Source organism: Rhodanobacter sp. FW106-HT46G03 (assembly GCF_058789895.1).
The window spans coordinates 3,494,307-3,518,951 of record NZ_JBYTCC010000001.1 but is presented as its reverse complement, the minus strand read 5'-3'; the positions used below and the strand labels follow the sequence as shown (position 1 = coordinate 3,518,951).

20 protein-coding genes are annotated in these 24,645 nt (G+C 67.1%); 11 read left to right on the top strand and 9 right to left on the bottom strand.

Features of this window, described 5'->3' with window-relative positions; translation table 11 throughout:
* Nucleotides 1–42: 42 nt before the first annotated feature.
* The 4 genes from AC3WP6_RS15715 to AC3WP6_RS15700 all read right to left on the bottom strand — a co-directional run bounded on the left by AC3WP6_RS15715 (nucleotide 43) and on the right by AC3WP6_RS15700 (nucleotide 3,592).
* Nucleotides 43–1,794, bottom strand: coding sequence for a DUF885 domain-containing protein (locus AC3WP6_RS15715; protein ID WP_492628718.1), 1,752 nt, complete (start codon nucleotides 1,792–1,794; stop codon nucleotides 43–45).
* 144 nt (nucleotides 1,795–1,938) lie between these two features.
* Entirely contained in the window at nucleotides 1,939–2,643 is a 705-nt protein-coding gene (locus AC3WP6_RS15710) for a helix-turn-helix transcriptional regulator (protein WP_492628555.1), read from the bottom strand.
* A gap of 129 nt (nucleotides 2,644–2,772) precedes the next feature.
* Nucleotides 2,773–2,970: a hypothetical protein gene (locus AC3WP6_RS15705; protein WP_492628554.1), complete on the bottom strand. Its 198-nt coding sequence runs from the start codon at nucleotides 2,968–2,970 to the stop codon at nucleotides 2,773–2,775.
* A gap of 10 nt (nucleotides 2,971–2,980) precedes the next feature.
* Nucleotides 2,981–3,592 (bottom strand): DJ-1/PfpI family protein, encoded by a 612-nt coding sequence (locus tag AC3WP6_RS15700; protein ID WP_492628553.1) that lies wholly within the window; start codon nucleotides 3,590–3,592, stop codon nucleotides 2,981–2,983.
* A 153-nt stretch (nucleotides 3,593–3,745) separates the two neighbouring features.
* Here AC3WP6_RS15700 and AC3WP6_RS15695 point away from each other — a divergent pair, with 153 nt between their 5' ends.
* The 3 genes from AC3WP6_RS15695 (at nucleotide 3,746) to AC3WP6_RS15685 (ending at nucleotide 7,867) form a co-directional block, all read left to right on the top strand.
* Complete coding sequence (locus AC3WP6_RS15695) at nucleotides 3,746–4,777, top strand: class 1 fructose-bisphosphatase (RefSeq protein ID WP_492628552.1); 1,032 nt, start codon at nucleotides 3,746–3,748, stop codon at nucleotides 4,775–4,777.
* A 45-nt stretch (nucleotides 4,778–4,822) separates the two neighbouring features.
* Entirely contained in the window at nucleotides 4,823–5,752 is a 930-nt protein-coding gene (locus AC3WP6_RS15690; protein ID WP_492628551.1) for a patatin-like phospholipase family protein, read from the top strand.
* Nucleotides 5,753–5,827: 75 nt separating this feature from the next.
* A complete protein-coding gene (locus AC3WP6_RS15685; protein ID WP_492628550.1) occupies nucleotides 5,828–7,867 on the top strand; it encodes a S9 family peptidase in 2,040 nt (679 codons plus the stop codon).
* A 104-nt stretch (nucleotides 7,868–7,971) separates the two neighbouring features.
* Here the strand turns inward: AC3WP6_RS15685 and AC3WP6_RS15680 are convergent, their stop codons facing one another.
* The 3 genes from AC3WP6_RS15680 to AC3WP6_RS15670 all read right to left on the bottom strand — a co-directional run bounded on the left by AC3WP6_RS15680 (nucleotide 7,972) and on the right by AC3WP6_RS15670 (nucleotide 12,433).
* Nucleotides 7,972–9,063 (bottom strand): PA0069 family radical SAM protein, encoded by a 1,092-nt coding sequence (locus tag AC3WP6_RS15680; RefSeq protein WP_492628549.1) that lies wholly within the window; start codon nucleotides 9,061–9,063, stop codon nucleotides 7,972–7,974.
* 51 nt (nucleotides 9,064–9,114) lie between these two features.
* Nucleotides 9,115–10,779: an MFS transporter gene (locus AC3WP6_RS15675; RefSeq protein ID WP_492628548.1), complete on the bottom strand. Its 1,665-nt coding sequence runs from the start codon at nucleotides 10,777–10,779 to the stop codon at nucleotides 9,115–9,117.
* A 247-nt stretch (nucleotides 10,780–11,026) separates the two neighbouring features.
* A complete protein-coding gene (locus tag AC3WP6_RS15670) occupies nucleotides 11,027–12,433 on the bottom strand; it encodes a porin family protein (RefSeq protein WP_492628547.1) in 1,407 nt (468 codons plus the stop codon).
* A 201-nt stretch (nucleotides 12,434–12,634) separates the two neighbouring features.
* Here AC3WP6_RS15670 and acs point away from each other — a divergent pair, with 201 nt between their 5' ends.
* From acs to AC3WP6_RS15655, 3 genes are all read left to right on the top strand, one after another.
* Nucleotides 12,635–14,575 carry an acetate--CoA ligase gene (gene acs, locus AC3WP6_RS15665; protein ID WP_492628546.1) on the top strand — a complete coding sequence of 647 codons (1,941 nt, stop codon included), beginning with the start codon at nucleotides 12,635–12,637 and terminating at the stop codon, nucleotides 14,573–14,575.
* An 85-nt stretch (nucleotides 14,576–14,660) separates the two neighbouring features.
* The gene (locus AC3WP6_RS15660; protein ID WP_492628545.1) at nucleotides 14,661–15,335 is read left to right on the top strand and encodes a response regulator; all 675 of its coding nucleotides are present in this window, start codon (nucleotides 14,661–14,663) and stop codon (nucleotides 15,333–15,335) included.
* A gap of 1,069 nt (nucleotides 15,336–16,404) precedes the next feature.
* The gene (locus AC3WP6_RS15655) at nucleotides 16,405–17,091 is read left to right on the top strand and encodes an AbiV family abortive infection protein (protein WP_492628544.1); all 687 of its coding nucleotides are present in this window, start codon (nucleotides 16,405–16,407) and stop codon (nucleotides 17,089–17,091) included.
* Between the two features lie 255 nt (nucleotides 17,092–17,346).
* On the opposite strand, the gene AC3WP6_RS15650 is transcribed toward AC3WP6_RS15655, so the two are convergent.
* Entirely contained in the window at nucleotides 17,347–17,493 is a 147-nt protein-coding gene (locus AC3WP6_RS15650; protein ID WP_492628543.1) for a hypothetical protein, read from the bottom strand.
* A 325-nt stretch (nucleotides 17,494–17,818) separates the two neighbouring features.
* On the opposite strand from AC3WP6_RS15650, the gene AC3WP6_RS15645 reads away from it, so the two are divergent.
* From AC3WP6_RS15645 to AC3WP6_RS15630, 4 genes are all read left to right on the top strand, one after another.
* Nucleotides 17,819–18,361 (top strand): cytochrome b, encoded by a 543-nt coding sequence (locus tag AC3WP6_RS15645; RefSeq protein ID WP_492628542.1) that lies wholly within the window; start codon nucleotides 17,819–17,821, stop codon nucleotides 18,359–18,361.
* A 128-nt stretch (nucleotides 18,362–18,489) separates the two neighbouring features.
* Nucleotides 18,490–19,185 (top strand): ABC transporter ATP-binding protein, encoded by a 696-nt coding sequence (locus AC3WP6_RS15640; protein ID WP_492628541.1) that lies wholly within the window; start codon nucleotides 18,490–18,492, stop codon nucleotides 19,183–19,185.
* Entirely contained in the window at nucleotides 19,182–21,548 is a 2,367-nt protein-coding gene (locus AC3WP6_RS15635) for an ABC transporter permease (protein WP_492628540.1), read from the top strand. Before AC3WP6_RS15640 ends, AC3WP6_RS15635 begins: the two co-directional genes overlap by 4 nt.
* A 7-nt stretch (nucleotides 21,549–21,555) precedes the next feature.
* Entirely contained in the window at nucleotides 21,556–22,761 is a 1,206-nt protein-coding gene (locus AC3WP6_RS15630; protein WP_492628539.1) for an efflux RND transporter periplasmic adaptor subunit, read from the top strand.
* 51 nt (nucleotides 22,762–22,812) lie between these two features.
* Here the strand turns inward: AC3WP6_RS15630 and AC3WP6_RS15625 are convergent, their stop codons facing one another.
* A complete protein-coding gene (locus AC3WP6_RS15625; RefSeq protein ID WP_492628538.1) occupies nucleotides 22,813–23,355 on the bottom strand; it encodes a hypothetical protein in 543 nt (180 codons plus the stop codon).
* Nucleotides 23,356–23,461: 106 nt separating this feature from the next.
* Here AC3WP6_RS15625 and AC3WP6_RS15620 point away from each other — a divergent pair, with 106 nt between their 5' ends.
* Complete coding sequence (locus AC3WP6_RS15620; protein WP_492628537.1) at nucleotides 23,462–24,505, top strand: cytochrome-c peroxidase; 1,044 nt, start codon at nucleotides 23,462–23,464, stop codon at nucleotides 24,503–24,505.
* Nucleotides 24,506–24,645 lie beyond the last annotated feature (140 nt).

Here is a 24,645-nt window from a genome sequence, read left to right as displayed (position 1 = left end):
TCACGCCAGTACCTGTCGAGGTTCCCTGCGGTCCGTTTGAGGCTATGGCGCAACAGGGTCTTGGCGCCTTGGGTGTCCGTAGGTCGGCTCCGGACCACCTTCGGCAATGAATCGGTCGATGCGCTGTTCGAGCACCGGCAACGGCACCGAGCCGGTGGACAGCACGGTGTCGTGGAAGGCGCGCAGGTCGAACTTGTTGCCCAGCGCTTTTTCCGCCTTGGCGCGCAGTTCGAGAATCTTGAGAAAACCCAGCTCGTAGCTGTCGGCCTGGCCGGGCCAGCTGATGTAGCGGTCGACCTCATTGCCGATTTCGAGCGGGCTGAGCGCGGTGTTTTGCGTGAGGTAGTCGATCGCCTGCTGACGCGTCCAGCCCAGATGGTGGATGCCGGTGTCGACCACCAGGCGGCAGGCGCGCCACATCTGGTAAGTGAGGTAGCCAAACTGCTTGTACGGCGTGTCGTAGATGCCCATCTCGTTGCCGAGGTATTCCGAGTACAGCCCCCAGCCTTCGCCATAGGCGGAGATGTAGCCGCGGCGGCGAAAGGCTGGTTGCTGCCGGCTCTCTTCGGCCAGCTCCAGTTGCAGTGCGTGGCCGGGAGAGCTTTCGTGCAAGGTCAGTGCCGGCATGTTGTACAGCGCGCGCGATGGCAGGTCATAGGTGTTGACCAGGTACACGTCCGCGCCGCCGCGGCCGGAGGTGTAATAGGGCGCAATCGCCGCCGGCACCGGCTGGATGGTGAACCGGGCGCGCGGCAGGTGGCCAAAGAATTTCGCCATCTGGCCGTCTACTTCCTTGGCCACCCACGCGGTCTGGTCCAACAGCTCCTGCGGCGTCCTGGCGTAGAACCGCGGATCGCTGCGCAGGAAATGCAGAAACTCGGCAAAGCTGCCCTTGAAGCCGGTCCGCTGCATCACCGTGAGCATTTGCGCGTGGATCTTCGCCACCTGTTCCAGCCCGATGCGATGGATCTCGTCCGGCGTGAGGTCGAGGGTGGTGTATTCGCGAAGCTGCTGGCGGTAGTACGCCTTGCCGTCGGGCAGTGCCTCGGCAGCCAGCGTGGTGCGCGCCTTGGGCACGTATTCGTCGTCGAAGAATCTCAGCAGTTTTGCGTAGGCGGGAATCACCGCATCGCGGATTTTCTGCACCGCTTCACCACGCAACGCCTGCGCCGTGTCGGCCGGAATCGTCGCCGGCATTGCCTTGAACGGCGCGTAGAAACTCGATGCGGTCGGATCGGCAAGCTGCGCCACGGCGGCAATCGACTGGTCGCGCCCGGCGAGTACTTCGCGCGGCACGCTGAACCCGCGTGCCAGACCCAGCCGCATGTTGGCGATCTGCTGGTCGAAGTAGCGCGGGATCTGGCCGAGCTGGTCGAGATAGCGGCGGTAATCCGCGGTGGTTCGCAGCGCGTCGTCGCCAAGCTGATAGCCGATGTCGCTCCAGAATGCCGAGTCACTGTTGAACGGCATCTGCCACTGCTTGTGCTGCTGGTCGGCGATGAAGTTCGCGATCTGCTCGCGATAGACCGCGTAGTTCACCTGGTTGTCCGCCGACAGTTGCGTGCGGTCGATGCCGTCCAGCTCGCGCATCACCGCTTGCCAGTAGGCGAGGCGCCTGGCCTGGCTCGCCGCGTCCACGTCATCCAGCCGACCGGTGTTCGGCTGCACTTCGCCGGATGCACGAATATCGGCGCGGCCGGTGCGCCACGCCCACTCGGCGGTGTAGATCGCCGTGAAACGTGCGTCCGCATTCCGGGTGGTGGCGTTGTCCGCCAGTGCCTCGGCAGCCCGCATGGCGGGCACGGCCGCGCACGCGAGCGTGGTGGCAAGGGCAAGCAGCAGCAATTTGTTCACCGGGTTCTCGCAGCAGCGACGACAGGCAGAAACCGTCCCACGCGCTGCGCCGGCACGCAATGCGGCAAACGTCACGCGGGGCGTTCAGCGCATGGCCGCGCGTTCGTCACCCGCCATGCGCAGGTAATCGTCGAGGCCACGGCCTGGCACGTCGGCGAAGATCTCGCCGGTGGCCTCGCTGGCATGGATGCGATCGGGACGGAAATTGCGGAAATCCCGGCGCAGCCGGCACCATGCGCCCAGCGTCCACTTGCCGCCCCAGAACGCCAGGCACAGCGGCTCCACCTCGCGCAGGCTGGGCTGGCCATCTTCGTCGCGGTAGTCCAGGCGCAGCACTTGGCTGGCCGCGATAGCTGCATGCAGGCGGTCGATCAACCGGGCGAAATCGGCGCGGCCCTGGTCGCGCCACACCGGCGCGTAGATGCGCGTGCGTGCCGCGCGCTCGCGCAGTTCGGGCGGCAGCACGGCCTCGATCTTGAGCAGCGCCGCCCGGGCACCCGCGGCCAGGCGGTCGCCGGCAAAGGCACGCACGAAGCGCGAGCCCACCACCAGCGCCTCGAGTTCGTCGGCGCTGAACATCAGTGGCGGGATGTCCGAACCCTTGCGCAGCAGGTAGCCCACGCCGGCCTCGCCTTCGATCGGCACGCCGGAGCGCTGCAGGTCGGCCACGTCGCGGTAGACGGTGCGCAGCGAAACGCCGAGCGTTTCGGCCAGGTGTCGCGCGGGCAGCGCCGTGCGCCGCCCGCGCAGGGCGTGGATGACGAGAAACAGGCGGTCGGCGCGGCGCATTGGTGCATGGTGGCCGGCGGGTACGGTGATCGCCAGTGCCGGGCACCCGTCTTTTCGACGGGCGCGGCCATGGCCGATCTCCGGTGTCGAGCCCCAGCGGGCGGGCTCAACCTGCCGCCGATTTCTCCGTTACCGGCTTCGCTTGGACGCGGCGGCATGGTGCAGGCCGGTCAGTGCCAGCAAGGTCAGGCGGCGTCGAACTGCGGGGCGCGGTGGCGCAGCCTCCTGCGCCGTGGCGGGTACGCGGTATCGGCCGTCAAGCAACAGGCCGTGCAGATATAGCGGCCGGTAGGCCATCAGTACATGATCGAGCATGGATTTGCGCATGGTGGACTCCTCATGCAACGGTGGCGGTGGCGCTGGCCAGCCAGGGTGGCGGCAGGGCGTGCTTGTAGAGGCGGAACCAGTGTTCGCGGTCGCTGGCGGAGTAGAGGTCCAGCGTGCGGATCACTTCGCGCGCGAACTCCACGCTGCCGAGTTGGCTGGCGGTGAGCGTGCCGCCGTCGCTCACCGCGAGCACGCCGGCGTCGTACTGGTCGGCGCCGCGGTAATCGGGCACGTGGGCGTCGATGTGCCCGGCGTGGTTGCCGGTGTGCCGGCAGTGGTCGAGCAGACCGGCACGGGCCAGCACCAGCACGCCGCCGTCGATGCCGGCCACCGGGGCGCCGGCCGCGTGCACGCGGCGCGCGGCGGCCACCGCGGCCAGCCCTTCGCCGCGCGTCCACAGGTGGCCGCCGGGCAGGATCAGCAGCGCCGCGCGGTCGAGGTCGAGCCGGGTCAGGCTCAGCTCGGGCTGCACCACGAGCCCGCCCATCGACACCACCGGCGCCAGCGAGAAGCCCACCGCCTGCACCCGCCAGTCGCCCGGGCGGCGGATCTCGCACAGGGCCAGCGCGGCCTGCCAGTCGGCGTAGCCGTCGAAAACGAGGAAATAAACCGTGTCGCGCATGCCGTTTCCTCCGTGTTGGAGGTGCAGCTTGCACGGGTGCTGCTGACAACCTGGTGTCAGCAGTCCGGGGCGGGTTTCCAGGCATGGCGCGGTTCAGCGGAAGCCGGGACAATGCGCGTTCCACCACCCCGCCGCCTTTGCCACGGACCCGCCATGAACCCCGTCTCGCTGATCCAGTTCCTGATCGAGGAACGCCGCGCCGGCCATATCAATGCCGAGCTGTCGCTTCTGCTCGAAGTCGTGGCGCGCGCGTGCAAGCGCATCGGCGTGGCGGTGAACAAGGGTGCGCTCGGCGGCGTGCTCGGCAACGCCGGCACCGACAACGTGCAGGGCGAGGCACAGAAGAAGCTCGACGTGATCTCCAACGAGATCCTGCTCGAAGCCAACGCCTGGGGCGGCCACCTCGCCGCCTGCGCGTCGGAGGAGATGGAAGACCCGCAGCCGATCCACGACATGTATCCCAAGGGCCATCACCTGTTGCTGTTCGATCCGCTCGACGGCAGCTCCAACATTGACGTCAATGTTTCGGTCGGCACCATCTTCTCGGTGCTGCGCTGCCCGGACGAGGTGACCGAGCCGACGGCCGAGCACTTCCTGCAGCCCGGCACCGCGCAGCTCGCCGCCGGCTACGTCGTGTACGGCCCGGCTACCGTGCTGGTACTCACCTTCGGCCACGGTACGCATGAGTTCACGCTGGATCGCGAAGTGGGCAGCTTCGTGCTCAGCCGGCGCGCCGTGCTGATCCCGCCGACCACCGCCGAGTTTGCGATCAACATGTCCAACCAGCGCCACTGGGAAGCACCGATGCAGCGCTACGTTGGCGAGCTGTTGGCCGGCAAGGACGGCCCGCGCGGGCGCGATTTCAACATGCGCTGGGTGGGCTCGATGGTGGCCGACGTGCATCGCATCCTGACCCGCGGCGGCGTGTTCTATTACCCGCTGGACGCGAAGATCCGCGCCAACGGCGGCACCGGCAAGCTGCGCCTGATGTACGAGGCCAACCCGATGGCGTTCATCGTGGAACAGGCGGGCGGCATGGCCACCACCGGGCGCGCGCGTGTTCTCGACGTGCAGCCGACGGCACTGCACCAGCGCGTGCCGGTGTTTCTCGGCTCGCAGGAGGAGGTTGCGCTGGTCACGCACTACCACTGCGAGGCCGATGGCGCGCAGGATGGTGGGCGCTGAGAGCCCGCCCGTTCCCGCTTTTCCCGTGTCCACCGCATTCTTCCCATGAACTTTCGTCGCACGTTGGCGTTGTTGTCGGCCACTTTGCTGATTGGCGCATGCACGCACGCCGCCAAGCCCGAGCTGCTGCCGGCCACGCCACCGGCACCGCCGCCGGTGGCGCCGGTCAAGCTCAGGATCGGCCTGGCGCTCGGCGGCGGCGCGGCCAAGGGCTTCGCCCACATTGGCGTGATCAAGATGCTGGAGGCCAGTGGCATCCATCCGGACGTGGTCGCCGGCACCAGCGCCGGCAGCGTGGTGGGTGCGCTGTACGCCAGTGGCATGGACCCGTTCCAGATGCAGCGGGTGGCGTTCGGGCTGGACGAGGCGAAAATCCGCGACGTGCAGCTTTTCGGCGGCGGCCTCGTGCGCGGTCGCGCGCTGCAGAACTACGTCAACCAGCTGGTGCACAACCAGCCGATCCAGAAGCTCAAGCTGCCGTTTGCCGCGGTGGCGACCCAGCTCGAAAGCGGCCAGCGCGCGGTATTCGTCAGCGGCAACACCGGACAGGCGGTGCGCGCCTCGTGCAGCATCCCCGGCGTGTTCGAGCCGGTGGAGATCGGCGGCAAGCACTACGTCGATGGCGGCGTGCTGAGCCCGATCCCGGTCGACGCCGCACGCCAGCTCGGCGCCGATTTCGTCATCGCGGTGGATATTTCCGCCACGCCCGGCGGGAAGAACCCGCAGGGCATGTTCGGCATCCTGAACCAGTCGATCACCATCATGGGCCGTGAACTTGCGCGGCAGGAGATCGCGCGCGCCGATGTGGTGATCCGCCCCGACCTTTCCGGCATCGGCCCGACCGATTTCGACCAGAAAAACCGCGCCATCATGGCCGGCGAAAAGGCCGCGCTCGCGGCGATCCCCGCCATCCGTGCCCGGATGGCGGCGCGCATCGCGCAGTTGACGGCGCAACGGGCGGTGGCTGCGCACTGACGCCCTGCCAATCGACACATGGCGCGCATGCCGCGCGGGTGTAGCGTGCGGGCAACCTGTGTCGTGGAGTTCGCCATGTCGTTCCGTCTGCCTGCCGCGCTGACCGTGCTGCTCGGCGCCCTCGTGGCTTCGCCCGCGGCGTTGGCGCAAGCCGTACCCACCGCCAACCCCACGCTGGCATTACTTGCCAAGCTAGACCACGTGCAGCACATCGGCGCCGTGGCGCTGTCGCCCGACGGCACGCAGCTCGCGTGGGTGCGCGAGGGCAAGCAGCCGGCGATCGAGCTGGGCGATGCCGATGGCAAGCACACCCGTGGGCTCGACGTCGGCGCGCAGCGCGTGGCTTGCAGCAAGCGTGATCTGGCGTGGTCGCCCGATTCGCGCACGCTCGCGCTGCTGGTCGATTGCGGCAAGGACCTCACCCACACCAAGGCCGTGCACCTTGCCGTGGTGCTGCTCGACGCGCGCGGCAAGGCGTCGCCGCGGCAGCTGGCGGCGCTGGCCGGCTACGCGCATGGCCTGGCGTGGTCGCGCGACGGCAAGGCGCTGGATCTGCTGTTCGTGCCCGGCGCCACGCGCCAGGCTGCGGCCACCGCGGCTGGCGCCGAGCAGGTCGGCGTGATCGGCGAGGCCAAGCCGCAAGTGCAGCGTGTGGCCAGCATCGACGTCGCCAACGGCACCTTGCGCGAGCTGACCCCGGCCACGCTCAACGCCTATGAATTCAACCGTTCCGCGGATGGCACGCGCATCGCCTACACCGCCGCCGTGCCGCCGGGCGACGACAACTGGTGGGTGGCCAAGCTCTATGTGCAGAACGCGCAACCGGGCGCCGCACCAACCGTGCTGGTTGATCCGGCGACCGTGACCGGCCCGCTGCACGGCCTGCAGATGGCGCTGCCGCGGTTTTCGCCGGACGGCGCGCGCGTGGCTTTCATCGGCGGCCTGATGAGCGATCAGGGTGGTACCGGCGGCGATCTCTACGCGGTGGCCGCCAACGGCGGTGCGCCGGTGGACCTCACGCCGGACATCACCGTCACCCCGCAGTGGTACACGTGGACTGGGAACGACACCCTGTTGGTCAACCAGAATGCGCGCGGCAAGGTGCAACTGGCCACCTACACGCTGCGCGGTGATCGGGCGCAGGCCACCACGCCCTGGTTCGACCTGCCCGCCACGATTGGTGCCGGTGGCGCGGCGCTCTCGCTTTCGGTGTCCGCCGACGGCCAGCGCGTCGCCTACCAGCAAAGCTCGTTTGAACATGCACCGGAGGTACATGCCGGCAGGCTCGGTCACGTGCTGCCGCCCGCGGTTACCGCGCTCAACACCGACGCCAAGCCGATGTGGGGCAAGGCCGAGTCGATCGAGTGGGAAAGCGATGGTCATCATGTGCAGGGTTGGCTGCTCTACCCGGCCAACTACGACCCGGCCAAGCGCTACCCGATGATCGTCCAGGTGCACGGTGGCCCGGCCTGGGGGGTGCTGGCGGGCTGGCCCGGCGCGCGCGCCATGTACGCGGCCAGCGGCTATTTCCAATTTATGCCCAACCCGCGCGGCAGCTACGGGCAGGGCGAGGCGTTCGTGCAGGCCAACCGCAAGGATTTCGGCTATGGCGACCTGCGCGACATCCTGGCCGGCGTGGACGCGGTGGAAAAACGCGTGCCGGTCGACGACCACCGCCTCGGCCTCACCGGCTGGAGCTACGGCGGCTTCATGAGCATGTTCGCACCCACCCAAACCCAGCGCTTCCGCGCCGTCGTCGCCGGCGCCGGCATTTCCAACTGGGCGAGTTATTACGGCGAAAACCGCATCGACGAGTGGATGATTCCGTACTTCGGCGCCTCGTATTACGACGACCCCAAGGTCTACGACCGCAGCTCGCCGCTCACCTTCATCAAGCGCGCGAAAACCCCCACCCTCATCATCGTCGGCGACCGCGACGAAGAGTGCCCCGCACCACAATCCTTCGAGTACTGGCACGCCCTTAAAGCCCTCGGCGTGCCGACCGAGTTGGTCGTCTACCCCAACGAAGGCCACCACTTCGAGGACCCCGCCCACACCCGCGACCTGCGTCAGCGCTCGCTGGATTGGTTTGCGAAGTATTTGCCGGCGAAGTAGCCGCCCCGCGCCACCGCGTCCGTGCGTTCCCCAGTCTGACGGCACGTACGAGGCGGTGGCGCACGGGTGGTTTCATCGGGGCATCGATATCGCCTGATCGAAGCTCAGAACAACTCCCCCTGCGCCGATGCCGCGCGCGGCGGCACGAAGCGCGTGGTGTCGAGTTGCAGCTTGCGCGAACGGGTGAGGCCGTGCTGGCGGCAAGCCACGTCGAAGCGTTTGCGCAGGAGGTCGGCGAACACGCCCTGGCCGCGCATGCGGGTGCGGAAATCACTGTCGTAGTCGCGGCCGCCGTTCATCTGGCGCACCAGGCTCATGACGTGTTCGGCGCGGTCGGGTGCGTGCAGGGCGAGCCATTCGCGAAACAGGGTCCTGAGCTCCCACGGCAGGCGCACCACGGTGTAGCCGGCACTGACGGCGCCGGCCTGTGCGGCGCGTTCGAGCACGGCTTCCATGTCCTTGTCGTTCAGCGCCGGGATGATCGGCGCGACCAGCACGCCGACCGGAATGCCGGCCTCGCTCAGCGTGCGGATAGCCTGGATGCGCCGGTGCGGCGCGGTGGCGCGCGGTTCGAGTTTGGCCGCGAGGTGGTTGTCCAGCGAGTTGACCGAGAGGAACACCTGCACCAGGTTTTCGCGCGCCATCGGCGCCAGGAGGTCGATATCGCGCTCGACCAGCGCGCCCTTGGTGACGATCGTGCACGGGTGATGGCAGGCGGCCAGCACTTCGAGCGCGGCGCGGGTCAGGCGCAGGCGTTTTTCCACTGGCTGGTAGGGGTCGGTGTTGCTGCCGATGTTGATCGGTTTCACCACATAGCCGGGCCTGGAAAGCTCCTTGCGCAGCACCTCGGCAAGGTTGGTCTTGGCCCGTAGCCGGGTCTCGAAATCGAGGCCGGGCGAGAGGTTCAGGTAACTGTGGCTGGGCCGGGCGAAGCAGTAGATGCAGCCGTGCTCGCACCCGCGGTAGGGGTTCAGCGCCTGGTCGAACGCGATGTCGGGCGAGTCGTTGCGGGTGATGACGCTTTTGGCGGTCTCGGCGGTGACTTCCGTGCGCGGCCGTGGCGCGGTCTCGTCGAGCAGGGCGCTTTGCCAGCCGTCGTCCTCGGCGTGGTGGCGGATGCTCTCGAACCGGCCCTCCGGATTGGAGGCCGCGCCACGCCCTTTGATTGCTTGCGGTTTGTCGAACGCGTCGGCCATGCGGACAGTGTGCCGCGCGGGCGTCTCGGCCCGCGCGACACGCCGCCACGGTCAGGCCGTGATATCCACGTCCTTGGTTTCGGGCAGGAAGAACAGACCGATGACGAAGCAACCGGCGGCCACGATCACCGGGTACCACAGGCCCGAATAGATGTTGCCGGTGAGCGCCACGATGCCGAACGATACCGAGGGCAGGAAGCCACCGAACCAGCCGTTGCCGATGTGGTACGGCAGGCTCATCGAGGTGTAGCGGATACGGGTGGGGAACATCTCCACCAGCCACGCCGCGATCGGGCCGTACACCATGGTCACGTAGATCACCAGGATGCTGAGCAGCAGGATCAGCATCGGGTAGTTCGACTGCGCCGGGTCGGCCTTGGCCGGGTAGCCGGCCTTGTCCAGCTCCGCGCCCACCTGTGCGCCAAACGCCTTGGTCTTGGCGGTGAATTCCGCCTTGGCCAGACCGGTGCCCTCAAAGGCCTCGTTCATTTGCCCGCCGACGCTGATCTTGGCCAGCGTGCCGGCCGGTGCGGCGACGTTTTCATACGGCACGCCGCGCTTGGCAAGAAAGCCCTTGGCCACGTCGCACGAGCTGGTGAACTGCGCGGTGCCGGTCGGGTTGATCTGCAGGTGGCAGTTGGCCGGGTCGGCAATGACTTTCACCGGGGCGGAAATGCTCGCCGCCTCGATCGCCGGGTTGCCGTAGTGGGTGATGCCCTTGAAGATCGGGAAATACGTCAGCGCCGCGATCAGGCAACCGGCCAGCACGATCGGCTTGCGCCCGATCTTGTCCGAGAGCCAGCCAAAGAACACGAAGAACGGCGTGCCGATCAGGAGTGCCGCGGCAATCAGGAGCTGCGTGGTGGTGGAGTCGATGCGCAGCGTGCTGCCGAGGAAGTACATCGAGTAGAACTGCCCCGCATACCACACCACGGCCTCGCCGGCGGTGGCGCCGAGCAGGGCGAAGATCACGATCTTCAAATTGCCCCAGCGCGCGAACGACTCGGTCAGCGGCGCCTTCGAGCCCTTGCCCTCGGCCTTCATCTGCTTGAACACCGGGGATTCGGCGAGCTGCATGCGGATGTACACCGAGATCACCAGCAGCAGCGAGGACACCAGGAACGGAATGCGCCAGCCCCAGTCGCTGAACGCGTCGCCCACCAGCGCCTTGGAGCCGAGGATGACGAACAGCGACAGGAACAGGCCGAACGTGGCCGTGATCTGGATGAAGCTGGTGAACAGCCCGCGCTTGCCGTTTGGTGCGTGCTCGGCCACATAGGTGGCAGCGCCGCCGTACTCGCCGCCCAGCGCCAGCCCCTGCAGCATGCGCAGCGCGATCAGGATCACCGGTGCGGCGACGCCGATCGAGTTGTAGCTGGGCAACAGGCCCACGAAGAACGTGGACAAGCCCATGATGACGATGGTGATGAGGAACGTGTACTTGCGCCCCACCAAGTCGCCGACCCGGCCGAACACCAGTGCGCCGAACGGGCGCACCGCAAAACCGGCGGCAAACGCCAAGAGCGCGAATACCAGTTGGCTTGCCTCGTTCAAGCCGGAGAAAAACTGGTGACCAATGATGACGGCCAGAGAGCCGTACAGGTAAAAGTCGTACCACTCGAAGACCGTGCCCAAGCTGGACGCGATGATGACGCGCGTATGGCTGGAGCTCATGGAACCGGCGCTGTTGCCGGCCGTGCTGGCGATATTGGCCATGGGTACTTGCCCTCTCCCCCGGGTGATGGTGGCGACCTCCCCATGAAGTCGTCATCCGGCTTGGCGACCCACCGCACGGCGGGTCGGTAGCGCCGCGTCAGCCGGTGCGGCCCCTTGCGCCGCACCAGTCGTCGTGGTGTGAAACCTCTGTTGCGTTGCCCCGAAGGCCGGTTTGCGACCGGCGGCGCACCTACTCACGCAGCTGCGCGTGGGCGGCGGCAGCAACCTGCCGCCGCCCGTGTACTGCTCAGAACTTGTATATGCCGCTCAAGCTGATCTGGTTGCCGCTGGTGCTTTGCGACCCCAGGCTGTTGCCGGTATCGAGCTTGTCGTGCATCCATTCCAGCCCCAGCGCATACGCGCCGGCGGCGTATTGCACGCTGAGCGCCGCCTGCTGGCTCTTGAGCCGGGCCTTCGGACTGTTGGCCAGCCAGCGGTAGACGTCGTTCTTGTCCGGTGCGCCGATGCCGTAGAACGCATATGCGCTCCAGTGCGGGGTGAAGTGGTAGCCCGCCTGCAGGTAACCGCCGCTTTCCGAAATGTCGCCAAACTGCACCAGGCCGCCGAAGATTTCGCCCAGCCCGTTGCCGGTGTAGGCCAGCGCGTTGAACACCCACGGACCCGGCTTCCAGCTGCCGCCGATCTCGTAGCCGGTGCTGGTGATGGTGTCCTTGATCGGCGGGTTGGGTACCGCGTTGCCCACACCCTTCAGGTTGACCTCGCTGTAGTGCGCGGCCACGTAAGCCACCCAGTCCTTGTCGGCCACGCGCAGGCGGGCCTCGAGCTGCGGGCGGAACCCAGCGTTGCCGGCGGTGAGGTAATTGACGTTGTCGCCCGGCCCGCTCCACGAGCCTTCAAACACGCCGGCGTCCAGGCGCCACTTCGGGCCATCCGAACCGTGGTTCAAATCCTGCATTACCACGACGCCGGGGAAGCGCCAACCGATCATGCCGGTGCCAAAGCCGAGCGGGAACGCGATGTGCGAGAGCGATACCGGCACGTTGTCGAGCGGGAACATCAGCTCCCACTGCTGGCCCACGCGCACCGTGGTGCCGGTGGTGGGGTTGGTGAAATCCATGTACGCCTGACGCAGGCGCGGCGTGGGCTGCTGTTGGCTGTAGGCGCCGGTGCCGTTGAAGCCGCCGAAGAAATCCATCTCGATGCGCCCGCCGCCGACCCAGTCGCCGGCAAACTTGGCGCCGCTGATATCCAGCCAGAAGCGCGTGTTGCGCACGTCCACGCCGGACAGCGAGCCCTTGTTGTCGGCCACCGGAAACTCCGCGTTGGTGCCGTTGCCGAAGGTGAAGCTCTTGTTCTGGCTGAACGCGCTGGCGCTGACGAAACCGTGCAGCGCCAAGCTCATGCCAGGCGCCGTGGTGAACACCGGCTTGGCCGGTGCAGCCGCCACGTTCTGGCTGGGCACCGCCGGTGCGGGCGCGGCAGCTTGCTGCTGCTTCTGCGCCTGGATCATCGCCTTGAGCTGATCGAGCTCCTGTTCCAGTTGGTTGACGCGGTGTTCGAGTTGTTGTTCGCGGACGTTTTCGCCGTTTGCCGTCGGCGCGTTGGTCTGGGCCTGCACGGCCCACGGTAGTGCCAAGGCACAGGCCATACCGAGCACAAGCGGCTTGCGACCACAGACGTGTGTCAAGCTCATGTGATGCTCTCCCCGGGTGAAGGTAAGCCGAGCATGGCGAGGCATGCTGGCGGGTGACTATTCGCCGTTAGTCTTGACTAGACCAAAGTCGATGGTGCCCCGACTTGGCGCACACGAATGGAAGGCTACACTCGAACCGTTGCGCGATCGCAGCGAAACCGCGTGCGCCGCCGTCCACCCTGTCCGCCCAAGGAGATCCGCATGTCCACGACTTACCCCGTCGACCCCGCGTTTGCCGCCAAGGCCCGCAACCGCAAACAAGACTACGAGCGCTTGTACGCCGAGTCGGTCAAAGATCCGGTCGCTTTCTGGAAGACGGCCGCGGAACGCCTGGACTGGGTCAAAAAGCCGACCAAAATCAAGGATGTCTCCTTCGACCCGAAGGATCTCCACATCCGCTGGTACGAGGATGGCGTGCTCAACGTCAGCGCCAATTGCCTCGACCGCCACCTGAAGGAACGCGGCGACAAGGTCGCCATCATCTTCGAGGGCGACGACCCCAAGGTGTCGCGCAAGATCACCTACCGCCAGCTGCACGCCGAGGTGTGCCAGTTCGCGAACGTGCTGAAGAACCTCGGCATCCAGAAAGGCGACCGCGTCGCCATCTACCTGCCGATGATCCCCGAGGCCGCCGTGGCGATGCTCGCCTGCGTGCGCCTGGGCGCCACCCACTCGGTGGTGTTCGGCGGCTTTTCACCCGATTCGCTTGCCGGTCGCATCGTCGATTCGCAGGCGAAGATCGTCATCACCGCCGACGAGGGCTTGCGCGCGGGCAAGCACATTCCGCTCAAGGTCAACGTGGACGAGGCGCTCACCCGCCCCGGCACCAACAGCGTGGAAACCGTGATCGTCGTGCGCCACACCGGCGCCGCCATTGCCATGCAATCGCCGCGCGACCGCTACTGGCACACCCTGATCGAAGGCCAGTCGAGCCAGTGCGAGGCGGTGCCGGTGGAGGCCGAACACCCGCTGTTCGTGCTCTACACCTCCGGCTCCACCGGCAAGCCCAAGGGCATCCTGCACACCACCGGTGGCTACCTCACCTTTGTCAGTTACACCCACGAGGTGATCTTCGACCTCAAGGAAGACGACGTGTACTGGTGCACCGCCGACGTGGGCTGGGTCACCGGCCACAGCTACGTGGTGTACGGCCCACTGTGCAACGGCGCCACCACGGTGATGTTCGAAGGCGTGCCCAACTACCCCGACTACAGCCGCTTCTGGGAAGTGTGCGACAAGTACGGCATCACCATCTTCTACACCGCGCCCACCGCCATCCGCGCGCTGATGCGCGAGGGCGAGGGCCCGGTCAAGAAGTGCTCGCGCAAGTCGCTGCGCATCCTTGGCTCGGTCGGCGAGCCGATCAACCCCGAGGCGTGGGAGTGGTACTACAACGTGGTCGGCGAAAAGCGCTGCCCGATCGTGGATACCTGGTGGCAGACCGAAACCGGCGGCATCATGATTTCCGCCATCCCCGGCGCCATCGCCACCAAGCCCGGCTCGGCCACGCTGCCGTTCTTCGGCGTCCAGCCCGCCATCGTCAGCACCGACGGCGAAGTGCAGCACGGCGTGGCCGAGGGCAACCTGCTCATCGGCGACTCCTGGCCCGGCCAGGTGCGCACCGTGTACGGCGACCACCAGCGTTTCATCGACACCTATTTCAAGGCGTATCCGGGCTACTACTTCTCCGGCGACGGCGCCCGCCGCGACGAAGACGGCTACTACTGGATCACCGGCCGCGTGGACGACGTCATCAACGTCAGCGGCCACCGCCTCGGCACCGCCGAAGTGGAAAGCGCGCTGGTGGCCCACCCCAAGGTGGCCGAAGCCGCCGTGGTCGGTTGCCCGCACGACATCAAGGGCCAGGGCATCTATGCCTTCGTCACCTTGAACGCCGGCGAGCACGGCAGCGACGAATTGCGCAAGGAGCTGGTCAACTGGGTGCGCAAGGAAATCGGCCCCATCGCCAGCCCGGACTACATCCAGTTCTCCAGCGGCCTGCCCAAGACCCGCTCCGGCAAGATCATGCGCCGCATCCTGCGCAAGATCGGCGAAAACCGCCCCGACCAGCTCGGCGACATCACCACGTTGGCCGACCCCAGCGTGGTGCAAGTGCTGGTGGACGAGCGGTTGATCAAATAGCGTCGGGTTTGGAGCGTCGGGATTCGGGATTCGGCACTGCCGCTTTTCCGAATCCCGAATCCCGCCATCCCGAATCCCGGCTCCCATGACCGACATTCTCATTGCGGACGATCACCCGCTGTTCCGCGACGCCCTGCAACGCGCCGTGCTGGCGGCGGTGCCGGACGCCGGCGTGCACACCGCCGATACCGTCCACACCCTGTTCGGCCTGATCGACCAGTACCCCGACGCCGACCTGCTGCTGCTCGATCTGCACATGCCCGGCGCGCGCGGCTACAGTGCGCTGGTGCACATCCGCGGCCAGTACCCCGGCCTGCCGATCATCGTCGTTTCCGGCTACGAAGAAGCCGCCGTTGCCCGCCGCGCGCTCGCCCACGGCGCCGCCGCCTACATCCCCAAATCCACCGCCGGCGAGGAAATCGTCCAAGCCATCCGCGCCGTGCTCGACGGCGACGTCTGGCTGCCGCCGCAAATCGTCCCCGGCACCGCCGAACTCGAACCCGCCGAAGCCGACATTGCCGCCCGCATCGCCAGCCTCACCCCGCAGCAATTCCGCGTGCTCACCATGATCGCCGAAGGCCTGCTCAACAAGCAGATCGCCTGGGAACTCAGCGTCTCCGAAGCCACCATCAAGGCGCACATGACGGCCATCATGCGCAAGCTGGGGGTCAACAATCGGACACAGGTGGCGTTGGCGGCGAGCCAACTTTCGATTGAGCCGGGGGTGATGCAGCCGTTGGCGGCGGGGGATGAGGAGTAAGGGTTGGTGGGCGCTGAGCCCATCGGGTACGCAACGACCGCAGTGTGATGTGCTGCACCGTGTGGTTGTCGCCGTTCTTGGGTGATAGGCCCATCCGCGCGCAAATGGCGCGATATGCTCGGTCACGGGGCGCGGCGTGTCTGCCGGAGGTGGTTCGTAAGCTGCTGGTGGGCTTAGGGATATTTCGGCGCGACTAGATGTCGCCGGCGGTGGAGCATCGGCGTTATGCTCCGGATTCGGGGTCTACCAAGCGTTAGCCAAGTGCATACAGGCAAAGGGCGTGGCTTATGAGCGAATCGTCTGGGTTTGTCTTGCTTGTCGTGGCCGCACTGTTCGCATGGTTTCTTTTCGAGCAGACCCCATTTGCACGCGAGGTCACTATCTACCAAGCGTGGTGCCCCACCGCACGCGCGAGAGCAGGCGTGTGCGACTCCGGCGAGGAGGCGGCGAACCCGGTTACATACGAAGCAATACCAAGCGCGCAAACAGTCGTTTACTGGTTCAAAGACGGTGCTCCTACCAGCCTGGCGCACTGTGCGGTTCGAGACGCTTCAAACTGGTCGTGCGATCAAGACGCGCCGTACAGTCTGTCAATGATAAACGGCAAGTTGATATATCCCATCGCACTTAGCCAGCCGTTCTACCAAGTCACAATGGCCAAGTGGTACTCGCTGTGGCTGCACAAGAAGCTTAAGTAGCATGGTTTGGCTAACAGTTCATTCCAGCGGACGCGCTGCGCGCGCCGCTAAATTCAGGCGTTAGGTCTAGGAGGGTTCTGTGCCCGAATCGCAAATGATGTGGCTTATCGGCGGGGTGGCAGTAGTCATCGTGGCAATCTTGCTTAGCGCAATCACGCGACTGGAAAGTCGCCTCGCTCGGGTGGAGAGGCAAAATGACCGTCAACTCGACATGCTTATCCCGCTACTACAGCGAAACGGTATTGATCCAGTAACCTTAGATTAGCGTTCTTATCATGGCCGGCAAAAATATTCCTAGGCATCGACCTAACTAGTCATTCAAGGCGGACGGCTACGCCGCCGCTTAACTTAAGCGTTAGACCCTCTACAAAATGTCGCAGAAACTTGACGCATACAAAGGCAGATTGACTGCGGGGCAGATTGCCGAGGGTATGTCTGCGGCTGCCGAGAACGCGACGCATCTTGTAGGTGACGCGGAAGCTCTGCTGGCTCGTGGAAGTTTTGCAACAGCGGTCTCGCTGGCCGCTCTCGCAATTGAAGAGGCTGGGAAGGTTTCAATTCTTAGGGCGCTCGCTGTTGCGAGAACCGACGGGGAGGTTCGAAGCTGTTGGAGAGACTACCGTTCACATACTCGCAAAAATGCTGCTTGGATATTTCCGCAGTTGTTCGCAGGCGGCGCACGCCAGCTTGAGAACTTTCGGCCCATGTTCGCCGACAATGCCGATCACACTGCGATGCTCGACAACCTCAAGCAGCTAGGCTTTTATACTGACTGCCTCGGAAAAGCGCACTGGGCCCGACCTGGCGATGTCATTGACGCAGAACTGGCCCAACAAGTTGTTTCTGTGGCAAAGATCCTGTCGCTTCCCTCGAAGCACTCGGAGCGCGAGGTAGCTCTGTGGATAGAGCACATCGGCCCGGTTTGGAAACAAAATATGGCTTGGATGAAGCAAGCACTGCTGAACTGGCAAGACGCAATGTATTGCGAAGGCCTATCCAAAACCCCTGTTGAGGAAATGAGCAAGTTTGTACATGGTGCTCCGAGTGAAACGGCCTAACATTTCATTCGAGGCGGACGGCTTCGCCGCCGCTCAATTCCAGCGTTAGCCATCAAGGGGGAGATTGTTGTCGAAAAAGGTGTCAGGTTCATTCACTTATTCAAAGTAAATGAACCCGGCCCCATTCGACATGCGGGGGCGTTGCCGCCCCCGGCGCCGGCCGCCCTTGCTGGGGGCCGGCGCGCGGGAACGCTACTTTCCTTGTCCTTGCGGCGGCCCTTTCTGCTGCTGCATGCCGCCGCGAAGAAAAAGGGATCAGGTTCGTTTTTTATCGCGATGGCTGCCGAATACAGGATGGCTGGCAGGAAAGGCCTGCACGACAAGCCAGCAGCCCGCCATCACCAGCAGGCTGGGGCCGAGGCGATTCAGTGTTGCGGTCTGCATGGTCGGCGTGTTGCTCATCGATGTTTCCCGTCGGCACGTGCCGACGTCGTCCGGCCAATGCGAGGCGTCGGCTCGCAGTCGGCGCTTCGCGCCTGTCTGAGGGGCCCGCTCCGCCGGTTGGGCATCGGGCTAGTGCCCGCCGCCCGGCGGCGCTTGATCTGGCTCAACGCCCGATGGAACGCAGTCCGTGGTGCTGTTGATGTGGATCAACGCCCCCCATCGCCGGACCCGGACCATTGACGGCGCCACCGCCCTTGCCTGACGGGAAGGCCCGGGCACCTGACGTTCCGTCGGATCGGCGCTTCGCATCCAGTGGCGCCTTCGTTCGCCCGGGAGGTACACCATGTTCATCCCCAGCACGCGCTACCCCTTGAGCCTCAGGGTCATCCATTGGCTGACCGTCATCGCCGTCGTGGCGGCCGCCATCCTGACCGGCGCGGAAGAACACGAGGACGACGGCGGCAGTGTCGTGTCGGGCATCTCGGCCATGCAATGGCATTACGCGGCGGGCCTGGCCGTGCTGCTGCTGCTGATCCCGCGCATCGTGCTGAGAATCCGCGCGCGGGTGCCGCCGATCATCCCGACGCCCGACAGGTTCACCGCGCTGACCGCACGCCTCGTGCATGTGACGTTGTATGCGTTCCTGCTCGCGGTGCCGCTGCTGGGCTGGTTGCAGCTGGGTTATGCCGGAGAGCCGTTGACGCTGCCGTGGCTGGGTTGGCAGCTCCCCGCGCTGGCCCAGCCGAACCCGCAGGCGAACGAGCTCGCCGAGGAGCTGCATGAAGTCCTGGGCAATGTCCTCTATGGCCTGATCGCGCTGCACGTGGTCGCGGCCCTCTGGCATCACGCCGTGCGGCGGGACAACACGTTGAAAAGGATGCTGTGACGGTTGCCGCACCCACCGGACGGCCGGAAGCAGACGACCTTCCACGGCGCCCGGGCTGAATAGAGGCCGCCCGCATGCCGCCATCGCCATCGCCATCGCCATCGCCATCGCCCTCCCCGCCTGCGCCGGTGTTCCGGGCACACGGCCTGACCAAGGTCTATCGCATGGGCGAGGTGGAAGTGCACGCATTGCGCGGGGTGGACCTGGAGCTGTACTCCGGCGAGTTCGTGGTGCTGCTCGGCCCTTCCGGCAGCGGCAAGTCCACCCTGCTCAACATCCTCGGCGGGCTGGATGCGCCCACCGGCGGCGACGTCTGGTACGTGGACCACCGGCTCACCGGCGCCGACGACCGCGCACTCACCCGCTTTCGCCGCGAGCACGTGGGCTTCGTGTTCCAGTTCTACAACCTGATCCCCAGCCTCACCGCGCGCGAGAACGTGGCGATTGTCACCGAGCTGGCCGAGCACCCGATGCCGCCGGAGGAAGCGCTGGCGCGGGTCGGCCTGGGCGACCGCATGGACCACTTCCCCGCACAGATGTCCGGCGGCGAACAGCAACGTGTGGCGATCGCCCGCGCCATCGCCAAGCGCCCCGCAGTGCTGCTGTGCGACGAGCCCACCGGCGCGCTGGACTCGGCCACCGGCGTGCGCGTGCTGGAGGCGCTGGAGCAGGTGAACGCGCAACTGGGCACCACCACCGTGGTGATCACCCACAACGCCGGCATCGCCGCGATGGCCCACCGCGTGCTGTACCTGGGCGATGGCCGCATCGTGCGCGAGGAGCGGCCGCCCCGGCGCGTGCCCGCGAAGGAGTTGAGCTGGTGAACGCGCTCACCCGCAAGGCGCTGCGCGACCTGTGGCACATGCGGACGCAGGCGCTGGCCATCGCCTGGGTGATCGCCGGCGGCGTGGCCACCCTGGTGATGTCGCAGTCCACGCTGGAATCGCTGGATTCCACCCGCGCGCAGTTCTACCAGGAAGGCGCGCTGGCCGATCTGTGGGCACCGCTCAAGCGCGCGCCCGACACCCTGCTCCCGCAGCTGGAGGCGGTCCCGGGCGTGCAGGCGGTGCAGCCGCGCCTGCTGGCGGCGGCCACGCTGGACGTGCCGGGCTTCGGCGAGCCGGCGCGCAGCGAGGTGGTGTCGCTGCCGATCCGCGGTGGCCAGCCGCTGCTCAACCGCGTGCACCTGACCAGCGGACGCCTGCCCGACCCGGATGCCGAGGGCGAAATCGTGCTGGGCGAGGCCTTCGCCCAGTCCCATGGACTGCGCCCCGGCGACAGTCTGCACATGATCCTGCGCGGGCACGCGCGCACGGTGCGCATCGTCGGCATCGGCACCTCGCCCGAATACGTCTACCAGAGCCCGCCCGGCGCGGTGTTCCCCGACTTCCTCCGCTACGCGGTGCTGTGGATGAACCGCCACGCGATGGAGAAGGCGCTGAACATGGACGGCGCCTTCGACAATCTGGCCTTCCGCCTGCTGCCCGGTGCGCGCCAGGCCGCGGTGGCGGCCGATGTCGACGCGCTGCTGGCGCGCTACGGCGGCGTGGGCGCCTACGGCCGCCACGAGCAGACCTCGGCACGCTACCTGGAGGAGGAAATGCGCCAGCTGCGCACCATGGCCACGCTGTTCCCGGCCATCTTCCTGGGCGTGGCCGCCTTCCTGATGCACGTGGTGCTGATGCGCCTGCTGGGCACGCAGCGCGACCAGGTCGGCGTGCTGAAGGCCTTCGGCTACGGCAACCGCACGCTGGCGGGTCACTACCTGGGCATGGCCGCGTGGATCGCGCTGGGCGGCGCACTTCTCGGCATTGCGCTGGGCGCGGGACTCGGCCGCTGGCTGGCCCACGTGTACCAGGAGATCTACCGCTTCCCGTTCCTCACCTACCGGCTGAGCACGCGTGCCGTCGGGCTGGGCCTGGGAGTGAGCCTGGCGGCCGCCAGCGGCGGTGCGTTGATGGCGCTGCGCGCTGCTGCCACGCTGCCGCCCGCCGAAGCCATGCGCGCCCCCGCACCGACCCGCTTCGGGCCGACCCTGCTGGAGCGGCTGGGTTTCCAGCGCTGGCTGTCCCCCGCCGCGCGCATCGCACTGCGCGACCTGGAACGCCGCCCGGGCCGCGCGCTGTTCACCGTCGTCGGCCTGGCGATGGCCTGCGCGGTGATGATGGTGGGTCGCTTTCAGGGCGATTCGGTGGAGCGCATGGTGGACGTGCAGCTGAGCATCGCGCAGACCCATGACATCGAGGTGAGCTTCGTCGAACCCGCGCCGCGCCGCGCGGTGTTCGAGTTGGCGGCGTTGCCCGGCGTGCGCGAGGCCGAGCCGCTGCGCTCGGTGCCGGTGCGCCTGGTGCACGGCCTGCGCTCCTACCGCACCAGCATCGAGGGCGTGCCCGTCGGCGCGCGCCTGCGCCGGCCGATCGACGCGCGCCTGCGCCCGGTGCAACCGCAGGGCGACGGCGTGTTGCTCACCGACTATCTGCAAAAGATGCTGGACCTGAAGCCCGGCGACCGCGTGGAAGTGCAGGCGCTGGAAGGTCACCGCCGCCTGCGCGAGGTGCCTGTGGCCGGCTTCGTGCACGAGTACATCGGCGCCCGCGGCTACATGGATCTGGACGCGCTGAATCGCCTGCTTGGCGATGGCGACGTGGTTTCCGGTGCGCTGCTCGGCGTCACGCCGGGCGCCGAGCCGGACGTCTACGCACGCCTGGATCGGCGTCCCTGGGTGGCCGGCGTCGCCTCGCGCCTGGCCTCGGTGCGCAGCTTCTACGCCACCATGGGCGAGAGCCTGCTGGTGTTCACCCTGGTGGCGGCATTGCTGGGCGCGGTGATCAACTTCGGCGTGGTGTACAACGCCGCGCGCATCAGCCTGTCCGAGCGCGGGCGCGAACTGGCCAGTCTGCGCGTGCTGGGCATGACGCGCGGCGAGGTGGGTGCGCTGCTGCTGGGCCAGCTCGGCCTGCTGGTGGCGGTGTCGCTGCCGTTCGGCCTGGCCGCCGGCTGGCTGCTGTGCTGGCTGATGGCGCTGGGTTTCCAGTCCGAGCTGTTCCGCGTGCCGGTGCAGCTGACTACGGCCACCTACGCCTTCGCGGCCCTCACCGTGCTGGGCGCCAGTGCGGTGTCGGCGCTGCTGGTCTACCGGCGCATTGCCCGGCTGGACCTGGTCGCCGTGCTGAAGACGCGGGAGTGATTCGAACATGAAGCTGCGCCGTCACCTCGCCTATGCCGCCATTGCCCTTGCCGCCGCTGCGACGGCGTGGTGGGCGCTGCGAACCGCGCCGCGCCCGCTGGACACGGTGCGCGTGCAGCGCGGCGAGCTGGTGCAGAGCTTCGAGGAAGAGGGGCGCACCGAACTAGCTCGCCGCTGGCTGGTGGCCGCGCCTGTCGCCGGCACCCTGCGCCGCGTCGACCTGCTGCCGGGCGATGCGGTGCAGGCAGGCCAGTCGTTGGCGCAGATCGAGCCCGCGCGCGCACAGCTGCTGGACCCGGCCAACCGCGCGCGCCTGCTGGCCGAGGAACAGGCCGCGCGCGCGTCCATGCAGGCCGCGCACCAGCGCCAGGCGGCGGCGCAGGCCGACGCCGGCCTCGCAGCACGCGAAGTGGCGCGTATGCGCAAGCTCGGCGCCACCGGCGCGATCAGCGTGCAGGCGCTGGACAGCGCGGAGGCACAGGTGTCGCGCGCGCAGGCCACGGCCGCCGCGGCGGCGGCCGACTACCGCGCCGCCGACCAGCAGCGCGCCGCCTTGGCCGCGCTGCTCGCCGGCCAGGGCCTGACCGGTGGCCAGGTGGTGCCGGTGCTGTCCCCCATCGACGGCGTGGTACTGCACCGCTACCAGCAGAGCGCCACGCCGGTGCAGGCCGGCCAGCCGCTGCTGGAGCTGGGCGACCTCGGCCAGCTCCAAGTGATGGTGCAGGCCTTGTCGCAACAGGCCACCCTGCTGCATCCGGGCACGCCCGCGCAGGTGCTGCGCTGGGGTGGCGAGGGCGCGCTCCCCGCGCGCGTGGTGCGCATTGAGCCGGGTGGCTACACCAAGATCTCCGCGCTGGGCGTGGAGGAACAGCGCACCCAGGTCTGGCTGGACATCGTGGCGCCGCGTACGCAGTGGACGCGGCTCGGCGACGGCTACCGGGTGGAGGTGGCCTTCGACGTGGCGCGCAAGGCGAATGTGCTGAAGGCGCCCGCCAGCGCGCTGTTCCGCAATGGCGCGCGCTGGGCGGTCTACCGAGTGGAAGGCGAACGCCTGCACCTGGTGCAGGTCGTGCCCGGCATGCACGGTGGCACCGAGGCCGAGATCACCCGCGGACTCGCCGAGGGCGACCGCGTCGTGGCCTTTCCCGACGACCGCATGCGCGACGGGCTGCGCGTGCAAGCGCTGGAACAAACCGCGGCGCCGCAGCGCTGAAACCGGCCATCTGCGCCGGCCGCCCTTGCTGGAGGCCGGCGCGCGGGAACGCTACTTTCCCTGCCCTTGCGGCGGCCCTTTCTGCTGCTGCATGCCGCCGGGCATCTGGCGCGGCATGTCGGGCAGGGTCATGCCGCGCTCCTTGGCGCGCTTCTGCATTTCCTCGTGGTGCTGTTTGCGGAAGGCTTCGCGCTCCTGCGGAGTTTTCAGGGTGCGCATCTTCTGGCGGTGGGCGGACCTTTCCTCGGGCGTCATCAGTTGCCACCCGTAGACCTGTCCGTGGTCGCGCAGGCGATGTTGCGGGGCGGCTCCCTGCATGGCGCCTGCCTGTGGCTGCGCCTGCCCGCCGGTACCTCGCCCCTGATAGGCCAAGGCCGGCGTGGCGCCGATCACGGCCAACGCTATGCCCAAAAAGGCTACGTGTTGCAGACGCATGGCGGCTTCCTCCTGAACGGGTTGATGGCGACGTGCCACCGGCTGATGGTCGTCGAGTGGAACATGCCCAAGGTGATCTCGATCAACCATTCCGGTAGTCGCCACGACGCGCCGTGCAGCCTGCCCGATGGCTGGATGGCTGTTGATGCAGATCAACAAGCGTTTCTCCGAACGACAAACCATGGGCTTCTTCCGATGACCAGGCTGGGCCACCGCATGGCGACGGCGCGGATCATCACCACGGAGCGATTGAGGAGGCCGGCTTATGTTTTGTCGAGCGAAGGTGCGGTTGTCCGCAGCGATGGTGTTGCTGGCCTGTGCCCCGGCGTGGTCGCAGTCGGCGCTGATGAAGCAGGCGCAAGGCTTGTTCAAGCCCCTGCCCGACACGCCGCCGGCGTTGCCGGGCAACCCGGCCACGCCGGCAAAGATCGAACTCGGCAAGATGCTCTATTTCGACCCACGGCTGTCCGAGAGCCATGCGATCAGCTGCAATTCCTGCCACATCATCGGCATGGGCGGCGTCGATCTGCAGGGGACCTCCCTCGGGCATCGCTGGCAGCACGGGGGGCGCAACGCACCCACGGTCTACAACGCGGTATTCGGTGTCGCGCAATTCTGGGATGGCCGGGCCAAGGATCTCGAGCAGCAGGCGGGCGGACCGCTGGTGAATCCGGTCGAGATGGATACCACCGAAGCGCACGTGGTGGAGCAGCTCAAAGGCATACCCGGCTACGCTCCCCGTTTCGCGCAGGCCTTTCCCGGCGCGCGTGACGCGGTGACCTTCGACAACGTCCGCAGGGCCATCGCGCTTTTCGAAGCCACCCTGATCACGCCGAACGCCCCCTTCGACCGCTACCTGAAGGGGGACGAGCGCGCGCTCGACGCCGACCAGAAGGCTGGCCTCGCGTTATTCATCAACAAGGGGTGCGCGGCCTGCCACAGCGGCGTCAATGTGGGCGGCCAGATGTATGCGCCGTTCGGTGTCGTCGAGCGCCCGGGCGCGGAGGTGCTGCCGCCCGGGGACACCGGGCGCTTCGCCGTCACCAAGACGGCCAGCGACGAGTACGTGTTTCGCGTTCCTTCGCTGCGCAACGTGACGCTTACTCCCCCGTATTTCCATTCCGGAAAGGTGTGGAGCCTGCACCAGGCCGTCGGGATCATGGGAAGCAGCCAGCTGGGTGCCAAGTTGAGCGACGACGAGGCGGCGAAGGTCGTCCACTTCCTGGCCGCGCTTGCCGGCGACCAGCCCAAGGTGACCCTGCCGGTTCTTCCCCCGAGCGGAGCAAACACGCCTCGTCCACGCCCATGACGTCCGCCAGGAGGAGTGCGGCGGGGACACGGTCGACGCGAGGTACCGGTGGTGGGCCGGAAGGCGGGGAGGAATGGAAGAAAGGGGCACCATTTCGCCGTCTGGGCAGGCTCAGCAAGCTGCCCGTGACCTCGGTCGTG